Source organism: Pseudomonas sp. EA_65y_Pfl2_P74, assembly GCF_963970575.1.
Classification (GTDB): Bacteria; Pseudomonadota; Gammaproteobacteria; order Pseudomonadales; family Pseudomonadaceae; genus Aquipseudomonas; species Aquipseudomonas baetica_A.
Map to the genome: position 1 here is coordinate 123,052 of NZ_CAXAOQ010000008.1, position 15,810 is coordinate 138,861.

Consider the following 15,810-nt stretch of genomic DNA (forward strand, 5'->3'; position numbering starts at 1 on the left):
GGGAGCGGGCAGGCTCGCGACGAGGCCCCTCCAGCCAGCCTGGAACTACTGGGCAGCCCGCGCCGGTAACAGCTTCAAGGTACTGCGGGTATTGGCCATGACTTCCTCATCGCTGAAATGCGCCTGCATATACATCCCTTCCACATACGCTTCAGCCTGATCGTCATAGTGACTGTCGAACGGCACGCCGCTCTGGCCGACCGGGTTGATGGTCAAGCCGTGAGCCGGGTCGGCGAAGTCCACCAGGCGCCGCGTCGAGGGCCCGTAAGTCACTGGCCACGGCGCCGGGCCGATCTTCGCCGAGAGGTTGTTCGGCACTTCATGGCTGCCCGGCGCCGCGAAAGGGCCGACGTTGAAGATGCGATCCAGGGGCTTTTGCTGTCCCAGCGGATGCCCGTGGGTCAGGGTGTGCGCCATGCCCCATTTCCACCCGCCAACGTCGTCGCCGAGGGTCAGCTTCAGGTGCTTCATGCTCGCCTGCCACGCCGCTCGCACGGTATCGGCGCGGGTCTCTTTGTTCGGCGTGTTGCGGTTGTCCCACCACGGCGAGTCGGCGTTGGCCGCCAGGCGTGGCAGCGCGGCATCGATCACCCGCGTCGACAGCAGCGTCTGGAAAAAATCATTGCCCAACTCGTCACGCATCGCCGCATCAGCCAGGTCATAGAGAAACTGGTTGAACACCGTCGCACTGACCGAATCCAGCGGATAGTCGCCTTGCCACTGCGCCAGTTGCTCGATCAGTTTGCGCTCGGCCGGGTCCGTCACCACTTCGCGCAACACTGGCAATAGCGGCGCCAATAGACGCGGGCCGTAGCCGGTGGTGGTGCCCAGTTGCAGCTTCTGGTTGGCTTCGTTGGTCCACTTGATGTTCTTGTCACTGAGTTGACGATTGAGTTGCTGGCCACGATCGGCCAGGTTGTAGTAACCGGGAATCTCCATGCCGGTCGGCGACACAGGCTGGAAATTGGCCGAGACGATGTAGCCGCGCGCCGGGTTTTCCTCCTGCGGGTTGGCGCTGAACGGGTAGTAACCGTCCTTGTCTGCCTGATTGGTGCTGCCGTCGAGAATGAAACCCGGTTTGACCCCGGCCGGGCGCTTGGGCAACAGCGCAGAAGCCCACCAGGCGATATCCCCTTTGGCATTGGCGTAGACGAGGTTCAGCCCCGGTGCCTGCACCTTGGCCGCGGCGGCACGGGCCTTGGCCAGCGTGTCGGCGCGGTTGAGCTGATAGAAACCTTCGAGGATCGGGTTCGGCGTTTCGAGGAAGGCCCACCACATGGCAATCGGCGTTTTCCCGGCGGCGCTGCCGAGTGCGTCGTTGACGATCGGGCCGTGGGGCGATTGGCGCAGGGTGATCGTCACCGGTGCCTGGCCCTTCACCGCAATCTGCTGCTCGGTGCTGACCATGTCGGTCCACTGCCCGCGATACCAGACCTGGTTCGGATTGTCCGGGTTGACCTTCTCGGCGATCAGATCCAGATCGTCGTTCTGGAACATCGTCAGGCTCCAACCGAAATCCATGTTGTGCCCCAGAAACGCGAACGGCACCAGCGCCTGATGGTGGCCGTAGAGTTCAAAACCCGGCGCCGACAACTGCGCCTCGTACCACACCGACGGCACCGAGAAGCGAATATGCGGGTCACCGGCCAGCAGCGGTTTGCCACTCTGGCTGCGGTTGCCGGCAATCACCCAGGCGTTACTGCCTTCGAACTGCGGCAGACCATTGTCGATCAGCGCCTGTTCGCTGAGGCGGGCGAGGGCGCTGAGGTCTTTCCAGTCGCCAGCCGCGAGGGCTGGCGTCGGGTTGCTGCGGCCCTTGGCCAAGACACCCTTGGGCTGCCAGTCGAGGTCGAAGACGTTGAGGTAATCGGCACCGAGTTGATCGCGCACATAGCTCAGCAACGGCTCGGTGCGAAACGCGGCGGCAAAGCTGTAAGCCATGTAACCGGCGACGCTGATGCTGTCTTCAGCCGTGAACGGCCGTTTGGGGATGCCCAGTACGTCGAACTCAATGGGCGCTGCGTGCGTGTCCTGATATTGGTTGATGCCATCCAGATAGGCTTGCAGGCCCTTCCACGCCGGTGACTGCTGATCGAGGCTGGCCACGTAACTGGCGGCGCGCTCACGAATGCGCAGGCTGCGGAACAGTTTGTCGGTGTCGAGCAGTTTCGGCCCGAGCACTTCGGCCAGTTCGCCACGGGCGAGGCGGCGCATGGCTTCCATCTGGAACAGACGATCCTGGGCGTGGACATAGCCGAGGGCGCGGTAGAGATCGGTTTCGTTCTCGGCACGAATATGCGGCACGCCGCGCTCGTCGTAACGCACGGTCACCGAACCTTGCAGGTGGCGCAGTTCAACCTGGCCCTTTCGCGTTGGCTGCTTGCTGTAGACGTACCAGCCGCCCGCACAGAGCAGGACAACGATGAGCAAGGCAAGAACGGTGAACACGCGCTTCATGGTGACTCCTTGTGAATGCGGGATTGCCGCCCGTGCGGGCTGCAAACAATTAGCACAGAGCTTCCGTGCCGTGCATCGCTGTCCTTGAAAAGTCCGGAACGCCTTAATGCGTCTCGACCGGCCACGGACAATAACAACCGACCGCCAAGGTGTGTGTGGCATTGACCGGGCGATCATCCGTCAGTGCGTTCAGGATCGGTTCGATAAAGCTGTTACTGGCGTTGCAGGTCAGGCCCTCGCTGTAGGGGCCGAAGTACGCCAGTTTGCCGCTGCGGTCCCAAATCGCCACAGCGGGGCTGGCGGGAACCTGTTCGGAGCCGGGCAATATCGCAATGGTTTTCAGGCGGCTCAACGTGGCGGGCAACTGGCCGTGGCTGCCGGGCTTTTGCACGGCAAAGAACTCCACGCCTTTGCCGCTGAACTGCTCGACCATCTCGCTCAGGTGCTGTTGGTTGCCAACGTTGCACGGGCAGGCGGGGTCCCAGAAGTGCACCAGTCGAATCGGCCCGGGGCCGGCAAGATCATCCGGCAGGCGCAACGGGTCGCCGGAAAACACCGCGGTGTGTTCGCTGAACGCCCGCAGATAGCGGCCCTGAAACCAGTCGTACGCCATCCACAGCACCCCGGCGCAGACAAGCGCGATCAGGCTGGCAAACAGTGCGGTGCGGTAGGGCGAACGCATGGATTTTGCTCCTCGGAGGGCGGCTAGCTTGCCATGCTTGCTTCTACAGATGAATATCGCAGGCCGATAAAGTCTGTTTACCGCTCTGGAATTGCCTCATGCCTGCTACCTTCGATCCCGATCATTTACGTGCCAGCCTCAAGCCTTTGGCCCGGTGGCAGCCGTTGTCGGAGGAGGCAAAGGCCTATCAGCGGTTCTATAAAACCGATTTCCCCGGGCGGGATGTCTGGCGCGGCATCGGTCGATTCGAGGTGGACGGTTATGAACTGGTCAGCCATTGCTGGTGGCCGGAAAAGGTCAAGGGCACGCTGTTTCTGCTGCACGGTTTTTACGATCACACCGGGCTTTATCGACATGTCATCGAGTGGGCGCTGGATCAGGATTTTGCCGTGATCGCCTGCGACTTGCCGGGGCACGGTCTGTCGAGCGGTGTGCGGGCGAGCATTCGTGACTTTTCCGAGTATCAGGACACCCTGCAAGCCCTGTTTGCCGAGGCGCATTCGATTGCCCTGCCGCAGCCGTGGCACTTGTGCGGGCAAAGTACGGGCGGGGCGATTGTGGTCGATCATGTGCTCAACCATGGCGAGAACAGTCCGGCGCAAGGCCAGTTGATTCTGTTGTCGCCCCTGGTGCGGCCGCGGGCGTGGGGCTGGTCGCAGTTGAGTTATTACCTGCTGCGACCGTTTGTTCGAGGCATTGCCCGGCGCTTCAGCGAGAACTCCAACGATCCGGATTTCCTGCCGTTTCTGCTGGCCGATCCGTTGCAGCCCAAGCGCTTGCCGACCGCATGGGTCGGCGCATTGTCACGCTGGATCAATCGGGTCGAGTACGCGAAAAAAAGTCCGCGCCGGCCGCTGATCATTCAAGGGCAGGCGGACATGACCGTGGACTGGCAGCACAACCTGCAGGTGTTGAAGTGGAAGTTTGATCGGCCGCAGATTTTGCTGCTGCCGCAGGCGCGGCATCATCTGGCGAATGAGACGGCTGATATGCGCGAGGAGTATTTCGAGTTTCTGAACAAGCGGATCAGGGGGCGTAATCCTCAGTGATTCCAAGGGCCTCTTCGCGAGCAGGCCCGTTCCCACAGGAGACCGCGATCACAGTGGGAGCGGGCTTGCTCGCGAAGGCGGCTTGTCAGGCGACGCAGTTTACTGGCCGAGGTTCGAAGTGTTTTGCCCCACCGCCAACCCCGCCCGAATCGCCGCCAGCGCCGCTTGATAATAAGCCTTGCCCTCCGTCGACTCGGCAAACGTCGCAAACTCTTCGAGTTCTTCATCCGACAAGTCGCGATAAACGTAGAGCAGTGTGTTGTTCATGTCGGCGCCGATCTGATCCATCAGCCGCTGGCGCTGACCATTCAACATCCCTTGCGCCTGGCCACCGCCGAGCAGTCCCGGAATCATCGAACTCAAACTGTCGGCCGCCACACCCGCAATGGCGAGGCTGACCTCGGCGCCAGCTTCACGAGCCGGCAGCGCCTGGGCGAGGTGGCCGATGATCAGCAGACGGCTGTCGCTGACCTGCATCTTGGGCAGACCTTTGGCATTTTTCGCCAGTTGGTCGCGCCGGGTCGCCAGCAATTCAGCGGCGACGATTTTTTTACCCAGCGGCGATTGGAAGAAGGACAGCGCCGGTTTCGGATCGGCAAGGTTCTGGCGCAACTGGGCTTCGGCGCGTTGATCCATGGCTTGTGGCGCAAAACGCTGGTTGCTGTTGCTCACCAATGCTTGAAAAACCGCAGGCGGCAGGCTGTTTTGATAACGCTGCTGGGCAGCACTCAGGGCGTCATTGAAGTGCGCACGTTGATCTGGCCAGCCGGCGACCTTGTAAAGCTGATCATGGCCGTCCGCCCAGGCGGGCAAAACGCAGAACATCAACAGTGAAAAAAACAAACGGCGCATAGGGACTCCTGTCAGCAGCGCACTATTCTCCGTGCGGTGTCGGTACTTGTCGAGAATTCGTAGCAAGCCGCTGCGTGGCTCTGTCGGATTTCTTGTCGCAGGCATACTATGCGCGCCATGCAAATATCCTCTGAACACCCGATGCTGTTACGTATCGTCGACGACCTGGCCGAGCATGGCTGGTCGCAGCAGAACATTTTCCTGCCCGCGGGTTTGACCCGCGAGCTGGCGGCCGAGTGCCGTAAACGTGAGGCCGAGGGGGAACTGGCGCCGGCGGCGGTCGGTCGCGGGCCCTTTTCAGAGATTCGCGAGGGTATTCGCGGCGATCATATCCAATGGATCGACCCGGGGCAGGCCGAGGCCAGCGACCGTTATCTGCACCTGATGGACAGCCTGCGCGAGGCGCTCAACCGGGGGCTGTTCCTCGGACTTGAAGACTTCGAGTGCCACTTTGCGCTGTATCCGCCGGGCGCGTTCTATCGCAGGCACGTCGATCGTTTTCGCGACGATGACCGGCGCATGGTTTCGGCGGTGATCTATCTCAACGAGGCCTGGCTGCCTGAGGATGGCGGTCAGTTGCGCATGTACCTGGGTGATGAGCGCGTTCACGACGTACAACCCATCGGCGGTTGTCTGGTGGTGTTTCTTTCTGGCGAAGTGCCGCATGAGGTGCTTCCGGCAAACCGCGAGCGCTTGTCGCTGACCGGCTGGTTCCGCCGCCGTGGCAACGAGCCTTTCTGAGATGCACAAGATTCTGGTCAGTCGCTGCCTGTTGGGCCATCGCGTGCGCTACGACGGCGGGGCCAGTGGGCCGTTTGATTTGCTCGGACAGTGGCTCGACGAAGGGCGGGTGGTGCCGTTGTGTCCGGAAGTCGCGGGTGGTTTACCGACGCCACGGGCGGCAGCGGAGATTCCGGGCGGGCAGGGTGGCGAGGTGCTGGATGGCGTTGCTTCGGTCATCACCACCGACGGTGAGGATGTCAGTGCGCAGTTTCTCGATGGCGCGCGGCAGGCACTAGAGTTGGTGCGCAAGCACGGTATTCGGGTGGCGGTGCTCAAAGCCAATAGCCCGTCGTGCGGCAATCTGCTGACGTATGACGGCACGTTCAGTGGAGTGAAAGTCAGCGGTGAAGGCGTGACAGCTGCGCTGCTCAAACGCCATGGCGTGCAAGTGTTCAGTGAACTTGAATTGCCGCAGGCTGCAACAGCCCTGACACAACTCGATTAAAAGCCCACCCCAGATTCCCGTGTGGGAGCGGGCTTGCTCGCGAAAGCGGTGGGTCATTCAACATCTGCATTGACTGACACGACGCCTTCGGGAGCAAGCCCCCTCCCACAGGTTTTGTGTTCACTCGGGTTTGGTGAACCACTTCTCGGACAACGCCGCCAACCGCCCATCCGCCTTGATCCGCTGCAACGCACTCTCAAGGCTGGAGTGAAACGCCGGATTACCCTTTTGAAACGGAATCGCCAGGTCTACCGGCGTGGCCGCTTTCGGCTTGTCCTCGGTCAGTGACTGCACCAGCATCATCGATTGTGGTTGCTCATCCTTCTTCGCCAGCCACTGCGAATCGATCTGGCTGTATGGCTGGCTGAAGTCGAAACGATCCTTGAGTTCGGGTGTCAGTGCTATGTGATTGAGCGCGACGTCGTACTTGCCGCTTTCAACGCCCTGGAGCAGATCGTCCTCGTCGGTGACGATGAAATCGACGCGAACATCCAGTTCGCTGGCCAGCATTTGCCCAAGCTCAACCTCGAACCCTGTGAGTTTGTCGTCGTGCTTGTAATTGAAGGGCGGTGTATTAGCTTCAAGGGCGATGCGCAACTCGCCACGGTCGTTGACGTCATCAATCAGTTCGGCGTGAGCCAGCGGGCTCAGAAGGGGTAGCAGGCAGATCAGGCCAGGCAGAAAACGCATGGTCACTCCTTTGAAATCATTATCGCGATGCTCTGAGTCAGGCTCGCTTTGCTATGGTTGTCGAGTGCCTTCGACAACGAATGGTCATGAAGTTGTCATGACCACGCGGATTTTACGGAAAAACTGGAGAAGAGAATGAAAACGTTTATGTCACGAGCCGCGTTGGCTGGTCTTCTGTTGAGCGCGTCGATGATGGCCAGCGCTGCCACGCCAGCGCCGGCGGGAGCTTCCGTAAGCATCGTCGAGCCGAGCAGCGGCGCCGTTGTCGACAAGACCTTCAAGGTCAAATTTGCAGTAAAGGGCATTGCGTTGGCGCCCGCTGGCGATCTCACGACTAACACTGGCCACCATCACCTGCTGGTCGACGCCAAGAGCAGTGTTCCTGCGGGCGCTGTGATTCCGGCAGACGCCAACCATATCCATTTCGGCAAGGCCCAGACTGAAACCGAACTGACGCTGACGCCAGGCAAGCACACTTTGCAGTTGGAACTGGGTGACAAGAGCCACATGGCTTTCGATCCGCCCATCGTTTCGGAAAAGATCACCGTAACGGTGAAATAAAAAAAGGGAGCCGCTGGGCTCCCCTTTTTTTAGTTGCAAGCTTGAAGCTGCTCTTAGAACAACACACGGCTACGAATAGTGCCGTTGATGTGCTGCAGCTTCTCTTGCGCCAGGTCCGAGTACTCGGCGTCGACGTCGATCACCACGTAACCGACTTTCTCGTTGGTCTGCAGGAACTGACCGGAGATGTTGATGCCGTTTTCGGCGAAGACCTTGTTGATCTCGCTCATCACACCCGGGATGTTCTCGTGGATGTGCAGCAGGCGGTGCTTGCCAGGGTGAGCCGGCAGGGCCACTTCCGGGAAGTTCACCGACGAAACGGACGTACCGTTGTCGCTGTACTTGACCAGTTTTTCCGCCACTTCCAGACCGATGTTGGCTTGCGCTTCAGCGGTCGAACCACCGATGTGCGGGGTCAGGATCACGTTGTCCAGGCCACGCAGCGGGCTTTCGAACTCTTCGTCGTTGGAGCGTGGCTCCACCGGGAAGACGTCGATGGCCGCGCCGATCAGGTGCTTGTCCTTGATCGCGTCCGCCAGGGCGTCCAGTTTGACCACGGTGCCGCGTGCTGCGTTGATCAGAATGCCGCCCTTCTTGATGGCGCGGATTTCCTTCTCGCCGATCATCCACTGGGTCGCAGCGGTTTCCGGAACGTGCAGGGTCACGATGTCGGACATGCCCAGCAGCTCGTTCAGGTTGCCGACCTGGGTCGCGTTGCCCAGCGGCAGCTTGGTCACGGTGTCATAGAAGAACACCTGCATCCCCAAGCCTTCGGCCAGAACCGACAACTGAGTACCGATCGAACCGTAGCCGACGATGCCCAGCTTCTTGCCGCGGATCTCGAAGGAGTTGGCTGCGGATTTGATCCAGCCGCCACGGTGGCAGGACGCGTTTTTCTCAGGGATGCCGCGCAGCAGCAGGATCGCTTCGGCCAGCACCAGCTCGGCCACGGAGCGAGTGTTGGAGTACGGCGCGTTGAACACGGCGATACCGCGCTCGCGAGCCGCGTCCAGGTCAACCTGGTTGGTGCCGATGCAGAAGCAACCGACCGCTACCAGCTTCTTCGCGTGATCGAAGATCTCTTCAGTCAGTTGGGTGCGCGAACGAATGCCGATGAAGTGAGCGTCAGCGATCTTTTCCTTGAGCTGGGCTTCCGGCAGAGAACCTGTGAGGTACTCGATGCTGGTGTAGCCCGCCGCCTTGAGGACGTCGACAGCCGATTGGTGGACGCCTTCGAGAAGAAGGAACTTGATCTTGCTCTTATCGAGAGAAGTCTTGCTCATCTGCGTAAACCTGTATCCCGGAGAAAAATGGCAGGAAATGGTCAACAGACATTGACCTGGACGACAAGAAAGCCGTCACCGCAGAACAGGCGTTTGGGCACTGGCCGGCGGGGTCGGTATGCTAGCATAACGACCCCGCTAAACACTCATTCCTGCGACGTGAAGCGTTCTCAGGATGACCATGAATTGTTCGAGAGTTCTGTCGATGACCAATCCTGCCCTGATTGATGAACTGAAGACCCTGGTCGAGCCTGGCAAGGTCCTGACCGACGCCGACTCCCTGAACACATATGGCAAGGATTGGACCAAGCACTTCGCCCCCGCGCCGAGCGCCATCGTGTTTCCCAAGACTATCGAACAGGTGCAGGCCATCGTCCGTTGGGCCAATACGCACAAGGTTGCGCTGGTGCCTTCGGGCGGGCGCACCGGGCTGTCCGCCGCTGCGGTGGCCGCCAACGGCGAAGTGGTCGTGTCATTCGATTACATGAACCAGATTCTCGACGTGAACCTCACTGACCGCACCGCCGTGTGTCAGCCGGGCGTGGTCACCGAGCATTTGCAGAACGTCGCTGAAGAAAAGGGCCTGTACTACCCGGTGGACTTCGCATCGGCGGGTTCCAGCCAGATTGGCGGCAATATCGGCACCAATGCCGGCGGGATCAAGGTCATTCGCTACGGAATGACCCGCAACTGGGTTGCCGGCATGAAGGTGGTCACCGGCAAGGGTGACGTGCTGGAGCTGAACAAAGATTTGATCAAGAACGCCACCGGTTACGACCTGCGCCAGTTGTTCATTGGCGCCGAAGGCACCCTTGGATTTGTCGTTGAAGCGACCATGCGTCTGGATCGTGCGCCGAAAAACCTCACGGCGATGGTCCTCGGCACCGCTGATTTCGACTCGATCATGCCGGTGCTGCACGCCTTCCAGGGCAAGCTCGACCTGACCGCGTTCGAATTCTTCTCCGACAAGGCCTTGGCCAAAGTGCTGGGTCGCGGTGATGTGCCGGCGCCGTTTGAAACCGATTGCCCGTTCTACGCGCTGCTGGAGTTTGAAGCGACCACTGAAGAAGTGGCCAACAGCGCGCTGGAAACCTTTGAACATTGCGTCGAGCAGGGCTGGGTACTGGACGGCGTGATGAGCCAGAGCGAAACCCAGCTGCAGAACCTATGGAAGCTGCGCGAGTACATCTCCGAAACCATCTCGCACTGGACCCCGTACAAGAACGACATCTCGGTCACCGTTTCAAAAGTGCCGGCGTTCTTGCAGGAAATCGACGCGATTGTCGGCGAATACTATCCGGACTTTGAAATTGTCTGGTTCGGCCACATCGGCGACGGCAACCTGCACCTGAACATCCTCAAGCCCGAAAGCCTGAGCAAGGACGAGTTCTTCGCCAAATGCGCCACCGTCAACAAGTGGGTGTTCGAAACCGTCGAGAAGTACAACGGCTCGATCTCCGCCGAACACGGCGTGGGCATGACCAAACGCGATTACTTGACCTACAGCCGCTCGCCGGTCGAAATCGAATACATGAAAGCGGTCAAAGCGGTGTTCGACCCGAACGGCATCATGAACCCGGGCAAGATTTTCGCGGTTTGATTGGCAATCTCTGATGAATCAATGAAGGCAGGAGTCGGTAAATGAGCTATCAGCACCAGTATGTCGACGGCACGCGTATTCACTTCCCGCTGGGAAAAGTGGTGTGCATTGGGCGTAATTACGCCGAACACGCCAAGGAACTGGACAACCCGGTGCCTACCGAGCCGTTGCTGTTCATCAAGCCGGGCAGTTGCGTGGTGTCGCTGGAAGGCGGTTTCAGCATTCCGACCGAGCGCGGTTCGGTGCATTACGAAGCGGAAATTGCCGTGTTGATCGGCAAGCCGCTGTCGACCAAGCCAAGCCGTGAAGAAGTGCTCGATGCGATCTCCGGTTTCGCTCCGGCGCTGGATCTGACCCTGCGCGACAAGCAGGCCGAGCTCAAAGCCAAGGGCTTGCCGTGGGAAATCGCCAAGTCGTTCGACGGCGCGGCAGTGCTTGCACCGTTCGTGGTCGGCAGCACCTTCGCTGACCTCACCGACATCGGCATCCGCCTGACCATCAACGGCGAAGTCCGTCAGGACGGCAACAGCAGCGCGATGCTCAACCCGATCGTGCCGATGATCCAGCACATGGCCGGCTGCTTCTCGCTGCAGGCCGGTGACGTGATTCTCACCGGCACGCCAGTAGGCGTCGGCCCGCTGAACGTCGGCGACGACATCGTGCTGGAACTGGTCGGCGCCAGCCGCTTTACCAGCAGCGTGCGCTAACCGCCACACTGCAAAAACCTGTGGGAGCGGGCTTGCTCGCGAAAGCATTTTGTCAGTCAACGAAGATGTCGACTGATCCGACGCCTTCGCGAGCAAGCCCGCTCTCGCATTGGTTTGTGGTGACCCGAATATCGGGGACAAACCACGACAATCTCGCCATTTGCCGTTTTTTTCACATCCCGTCTGGATAATTTCCGTCATTCTGGCGTCTGAGCCGGCCTCTTTGTGCTATTACCCATAGCCTGAATTTTCGGAACGCATCCCTCGATGGCATCTCAAACTCAGCTCAAAACCCCTCGCCGCTCACGTTTCGCCCTGCGCTGGTATTCCTGGCTATTGCTGGTGATCGTCGCAGCGTATGGGCTGGCGTATCTGATGCATTGGGATGATCGCGGTGCGCTGTGGGTACTGGAGCGTTTCGAAAGCCCGGCCGAGCAAAAGGGAAGTGTCTGGCTGCCGGATTACCGGGTGGTCATCGATGCCAAGCCGCTGCCGGGCATGGAGAAGGATGAGGCGTCGGATCTGGCCTACAACCCGCAGACCAAAACCCTGTTCTCGGTGATGGGCAAGAACCCGTTTCTGGTCGAACTGACCCTGCAAGGCGATGTGCTGCGCAAGATGCCGCTGGTGGGCTGGGCCAACCCGGAAGGCGTCACGATCATGGAAAACGGCCTGATGGCCATTGTCGATGAGCGTCTGCACATGCTGTCGATCGTCAAGGTCGACGCCGATACGCGTGAGCTGAACATCGCCAATTTCCCCAAGTACGACCTTGGCCCCTCGAAAGACCAGAACAAAGCTTTCGAAGCGATTACCTGGGATGCGCGCAACCAGCAGTTCCTGCTGGGCGAGGAGCGTCCACCGGTGCTGTTCACCTGGAAAAGCGATGGCAGCCAGACGCTCAAAGGCGACAAGCAGAAGCTGGACAGTGATGAGCTCGACATTCGCAATCTCTCGGCGTTGGCGATTGACCCGCGCACCGGTCACACATTAGCGTTGTCGGCTGACTCGCACCTGTTGCTGGAGCTGGACGAGAAGGGCGAGCAAGTCAGTTTCATGACCCTGCTTGGCGGCTTCAACGGTTTGAAGAACACCATTCCCCGCGCCGAAGGCGTGGCCCTGGACGAGGCAGGCACGCTGTATATGGTCAGCGAGCCGAACCTGTTCTATCGCTTCGAAAAGCAGAAGTAATGCCCTTGCTGGGGAGGCTCTTGTCGTCCAAGGCAAGTGGCCATTAAGCTTCATTTCAGACAGGCGTGATATTTCATCCGCCTGTTTTGATTCCGAGCCCTCCTGCATGCGTCGATTTGCCCGTCCCAAGCCTCTCCTTGTCACCCTTTCGGTGATTGCTCTGATCGCGTTGATCGCGATTGGCCAATACCTGCGCCTGTTCGAGCGCGCCTGGTTCAATCTGCACACCCTGTGGCAACCGCTAAGCAGCGAGGCCATTGGTCTGGATCAATATCGGGTGGAGATCGAGGCGCGGGTAATCGAGGGGCTGGACGATGACGTGTCGGCGCTGACCTACGATCCGGTGCGCAACAGTCTGTTCACAGTCACCAACAAACATGCCGAACTGGTCGAACTGTCGCTGGAGGGCAAAATCCTGCGCCGCATCGCACTGATCGGCTTTGGTGATCCGGAGGCGGTTGAGTTCATCAGTGCCGATACTTATGTGATCACCGACGAGCGCCAGCAGCGGTTGATCAAGATTCACCTGGAAGATGTCACCACGTTCCTCGATGCGGCGGACGCCGAGCAAATGACCCTGGGTGTGCACGCGAGCAGCAACAAGGGTTTTGAAGGGCTGGCTTATGACTCGGTGGGCAAGCGCTTGTTTGTCGCGAAAGAGCGCGACCCGATGCTGATCTACGAAGTGCACGGTTTCCCGCACTTCAACCCGGAAAAGTCCTACGCGGTGCATGTGATCAACAATCCCAAACGGGATGCCGGCATGTTCGTGCGTGATCTGTCGAGCCTGCAATACGACGAGCGCAGCGGGCATTTACTGGCACTGTCGGATGAGTCGGGGCTGATTCTGGAGCTGGATGTGGGTGGGCGCCCGTTGAGCACCCTGTCGCTGAGCAAGGGCCGACAAGGCTTGCAGAAAACCGTGCCGCAGGCAGAAGGCATTGCGATGGATGACGACGGGACGCTGTACCTGGTGAGTGAGCCAAACCTGTTTTACGTCTTCAAAAAGCCCGCCCAGAACTGACTGACACTGCAAAATGGGGCTTGCTCGCGAAAGCGGTGGACCAGACAACGCAGATGTCGACTGATCCACCGCTGTCGCGAGCAAGCCCGCTCCCACAGGTGGGGGCATGCATCTGCCCACAAAAATGTGGGCAGTCTGGCTTACTCAGCCTTCAGCGTTTTCACACCTTCACTCGTACCCAGCAGCAGCAGATCCGCCGGACGCGCGGCGAACAAACCGTTGGTGACCACGCCGACGATGGCGTTGATCTGCGTTTCCAGCTCCACCGGATTGGTGATCTGCATATTGAACACGTCGAGGATGATGTTGCCGTTGTCGGTCAGTACACCTTCGCGGTACACCGGGTCGCCGCCCAGTTTCACCAGTTCGCGAGCGACGTGGCTGCGAGCCATCGGGATGACTTCCACCGGCAGCGGGAATTCGCCCAGCACCGGCACCAGTTTGCTGGCGTCGGCGATGCAGATGAAGGTCTTGGCCACGGCGGCAACGATCTTCTCGCGGGTCAGGGCCGCGCCGCCGCCCTTGATCAGGTTCAGGTGCTCATCGCTTTCATCAGCGCCGTCGACGTAGAACTCCAGGTCGCTGACGGTGTTCAGTTCATAGACGGGAATCCCGTGGCCCTTGAGGCGCGCGGCGGTGGCTTCGGAGCTGGCGACCGCGCCATCGAATGCGCCCTTGTGCTGGGCCAGTGCGTCGATGAAGCAGTTGGCGGTGGAGCCGGTGCCGACACCGACGATGCTTTTGTCGTCGAGTTTCGGGAGGATGAAGTCGACAGCGGCCTGAGCCACTGCCTGTTTGAGTTGATCCTGGGTCATGCGGGCTCCGGAAGCGGGCGAGGTGAGTACGGAAAGGCCGGCATTATAGCCCCAAGCGGGTCTAAAACCTCTGCAATCGTGTGGTCGCCCGGGCAAAAGCCGGGTTAGACTCCTTGGCCCTGCCCAACCGCTCAGTGATGCTTTCCGATGCTCGAACAGTACGTCAAAAAGATCCTCACCTCGCGCGTTTATGACGTTGCCGTAGAAACCCCGCTGCAGAACGCTCGCCAGCTCTCCGAGCGGCTGGGCAATGACATCTGGCTCAAGCGCGAAGACTTGCAGCCGGTGTTCTCGTTCAAGATTCGGGGCGCCTACAACAAGTTGACCCAACTGAGCGACGAAGAACGCGCCCGTGGTGTGGTCACCGCTTCAGCGGGCAACCACGCGCAGGGTCTGGCCCTGGCGGCGAAAGTGCTGGGCGTCAAAGCCACCATCGTCATGCCCAAGACCACCCCGGAGATCAAGGTCGAAGGCGTGCGTTCGCGTGGCGGCAAAGTGGTGCTGCACGGCGATTCGTTCCCGGAAGCGCTGGCCTATTCGCTGAAACTGGTCGATGAAAAAGGCTACGTCTACATCCACCCGTACGACGATCCGCACACCATTGCCGGGCAGGGCACCGTGGCGATGGAGATTCTGCGTCAGCACCCGCAGCCACTGGATGCGATTTTCGTCCCGGTCGGCGGCGGCGGCCTGATCGCCGGTATCGCGGCGTACGTGAAATACCTGCGTCCGGACATCAAAGTCATCGGCGTCGAGCCCGACGACTCCAACTGCCTGCAAGCCGCCATGGCTGCCGGCGAGCGCGTGGTGTTGCCGACCGTGGGCATCTTTGCTGACGGCGTCGCGGTGGCGCAGATCGGCCAGCACACCTTCGACATCTGCAAAGATCATGTCGATGAAGTGATTACCGTCAGCACCGACGAGATCTGTGCGGCAATCAAGGATATCTACGACGATACCCGCTCGATCACCGAGCCTGCCGGCGCCTTGGGCGTGGCCGGGATCAAGAAGTACGTCGAGTTGCGCGGCGTCAGCGGCCAGACCTTTGTCGCCATCGACTCCGGTGCCAACGTCAACTTCGACCGCTTGCGTCACGTTGCCGAGCGCGCCGAACTGGGCGAAGGCCGCGAAGCGATCATCGCCGTGACCATTCCCGAAAAGGCCGGCAGCTTCAAGGCGTTCTGCGAGGCCATCGGCAAGCGTCAGATCACCGAATTCAACTACCGCTACAACACCGGCAGCGAAGCGCACATCTTCGTCGGCGTGCAGACCCACCCGGAAAACGACCCGCGCAGCGCACTGCTGGCGAGCCTGGCCGAGCAGGGCTTCCCGGTCATTGACCTGACCGACAACGAATTGGCCAAGTTGCACATCCGTCACATGGTCGGCGGGCGTGCGGCGCAGGTGGTTGATGAAGTGGTGCTGCGCTTCGAATTCCCGGAGCGTCCGGGCGCGCTGTTCAACTTCCTCAACAAACTTGGCGGGCGCTGGAACATCTCGATGTTCCACTACCGCAACCACGGCGCGGCGGATGGCCGGGTGGTCGCCGGGCTGCAAGTGCCCCACGATGAGCGGCATCTGGTGCCGCAGGCGCTGGCGCAAATCGGTTATCCGTACTGGGACGAAAGCGACAACCCGGCCTATAAGCTGTTTCTTGGCTGAACGGCTACG

General features: G+C 60.2%; 15 protein-coding genes. 9 read left to right on the forward strand and 6 right to left on the reverse strand.

Annotated elements, in window-relative coordinates; translation table 11 throughout:
- Window positions 1-45: 45 nt before the first annotated feature.
- Both AACY18_RS08330 and AACY18_RS08335 read right to left on the reverse strand, forming a co-directional pair.
- The gene (locus AACY18_RS08330) at window positions 46-2,457 is read right to left on the reverse strand and encodes a penicillin acylase family protein (protein WP_339464667.1); all 2,412 of its coding nucleotides are present in this window, start codon (window positions 2,455-2,457) and stop codon (window positions 46-48) included.
- 103 nt (window positions 2,458-2,560) lie between these two features.
- A complete protein-coding gene (locus tag AACY18_RS08335) occupies window positions 2,561-3,139 on the reverse strand; it encodes a DUF6436 domain-containing protein (RefSeq protein WP_339430403.1) in 579 nt (192 codons plus the stop codon).
- A 98-nt stretch (window positions 3,140-3,237) separates the two neighbouring features.
- On the opposite strand from AACY18_RS08335, the gene AACY18_RS08340 reads away from it, so the two are divergent.
- Window positions 3,238-4,188 carry an alpha/beta hydrolase gene (locus AACY18_RS08340; protein WP_339464668.1) on the forward strand — a complete coding sequence of 317 codons (951 nt, stop codon included), beginning with the start codon at window positions 3,238-3,240 and terminating at the stop codon, window positions 4,186-4,188.
- Window positions 4,189-4,287: 99 nt separating this feature from the next.
- On the opposite strand, the gene AACY18_RS08345 is transcribed toward AACY18_RS08340, so the two are convergent.
- On the reverse strand, window positions 4,288-5,040 hold the full coding sequence (locus tag AACY18_RS08345; RefSeq protein ID WP_339430401.1) for a DUF2059 domain-containing protein: 753 nt from the start codon (window positions 5,038-5,040) through the stop codon (window positions 4,288-4,290).
- A 108-nt stretch (window positions 5,041-5,148) separates the two neighbouring features.
- On the opposite strand from AACY18_RS08345, the gene AACY18_RS08350 reads away from it, so the two are divergent.
- Both AACY18_RS08350 and AACY18_RS08355 read left to right on the forward strand, forming a co-directional pair.
- On the forward strand, window positions 5,149-5,781 hold the full coding sequence (locus tag AACY18_RS08350; protein WP_339430400.1) for a 2OG-Fe(II) oxygenase: 633 nt from the start codon (window positions 5,149-5,151) through the stop codon (window positions 5,779-5,781).
- A 1-nt stretch (window position 5,782) separates the two neighbouring features.
- Complete coding sequence (locus AACY18_RS08355) at window positions 5,783-6,268, forward strand: DUF523 domain-containing protein (protein WP_339430399.1); 486 nt, start codon at window positions 5,783-5,785, stop codon at window positions 6,266-6,268.
- 120 nt (window positions 6,269-6,388) lie between these two features.
- Here the strand turns inward: AACY18_RS08355 and AACY18_RS08360 are convergent, their stop codons facing one another.
- Window positions 6,389-6,958 (reverse strand): transporter substrate-binding domain-containing protein, encoded by a 570-nt coding sequence (locus tag AACY18_RS08360; protein WP_339464670.1) that lies wholly within the window; start codon window positions 6,956-6,958, stop codon window positions 6,389-6,391.
- Between the two features lie 135 nt (window positions 6,959-7,093).
- On the opposite strand from AACY18_RS08360, the gene AACY18_RS08365 reads away from it, so the two are divergent.
- The gene (locus tag AACY18_RS08365; RefSeq protein ID WP_221734096.1) at window positions 7,094-7,519 is read left to right on the forward strand and encodes a DUF4399 domain-containing protein; all 426 of its coding nucleotides are present in this window, start codon (window positions 7,094-7,096) and stop codon (window positions 7,517-7,519) included.
- 53 nt (window positions 7,520-7,572) lie between these two features.
- Here the strand turns inward: AACY18_RS08365 and serA are convergent, their stop codons facing one another.
- Entirely contained in the window at window positions 7,573-8,802 is a 1,230-nt protein-coding gene (gene serA, locus AACY18_RS08370; RefSeq protein ID WP_339430396.1) for a phosphoglycerate dehydrogenase, read from the reverse strand.
- A 205-nt stretch (window positions 8,803-9,007) separates the two neighbouring features.
- Between serA and AACY18_RS08375 the strand changes: the two genes are divergently transcribed.
- The 4 genes from AACY18_RS08375 to AACY18_RS08390 all read left to right on the forward strand — a co-directional run bounded on the left by AACY18_RS08375 (window position 9,008) and on the right by AACY18_RS08390 (window position 13,324).
- Window positions 9,008-10,402 (forward strand): FAD-binding oxidoreductase, encoded by a 1,395-nt coding sequence (locus AACY18_RS08375; RefSeq protein WP_339430395.1) that lies wholly within the window; start codon window positions 9,008-9,010, stop codon window positions 10,400-10,402.
- Between the two features lie 41 nt (window positions 10,403-10,443).
- Window positions 10,444-11,109 (forward strand): fumarylacetoacetate hydrolase family protein, encoded by a 666-nt coding sequence (locus AACY18_RS08380; protein ID WP_339464671.1) that lies wholly within the window; start codon window positions 10,444-10,446, stop codon window positions 11,107-11,109.
- 267 nt (window positions 11,110-11,376) lie between these two features.
- Window positions 11,377-12,300, forward strand: coding sequence for an SdiA-regulated domain-containing protein (locus AACY18_RS08385; RefSeq protein ID WP_339430394.1), 924 nt, complete (start codon window positions 11,377-11,379; stop codon window positions 12,298-12,300).
- 106 nt (window positions 12,301-12,406) lie between these two features.
- Entirely contained in the window at window positions 12,407-13,324 is a 918-nt protein-coding gene (locus tag AACY18_RS08390) for an SdiA-regulated domain-containing protein (RefSeq protein ID WP_339464673.1), read from the forward strand.
- 140 nt (window positions 13,325-13,464) lie between these two features.
- Here AACY18_RS08390 and rpiA read toward each other — a convergent pair whose 3' ends face one another.
- Entirely contained in the window at window positions 13,465-14,139 is a 675-nt protein-coding gene (gene rpiA, locus AACY18_RS08395) for a ribose-5-phosphate isomerase RpiA (protein ID WP_339430392.1), read from the reverse strand.
- A 147-nt stretch (window positions 14,140-14,286) separates the two neighbouring features.
- Here rpiA and ilvA point away from each other — a divergent pair, with 147 nt between their 5' ends.
- Window positions 14,287-15,801, forward strand: a complete 1,515-nt coding sequence (ilvA, locus tag AACY18_RS08400; protein WP_339430391.1) for a threonine ammonia-lyase, biosynthetic — start codon at window positions 14,287-14,289, stop codon at window positions 15,799-15,801.
- The last annotated feature ends 9 nt before the right edge of the window (window positions 15,802-15,810 follow it).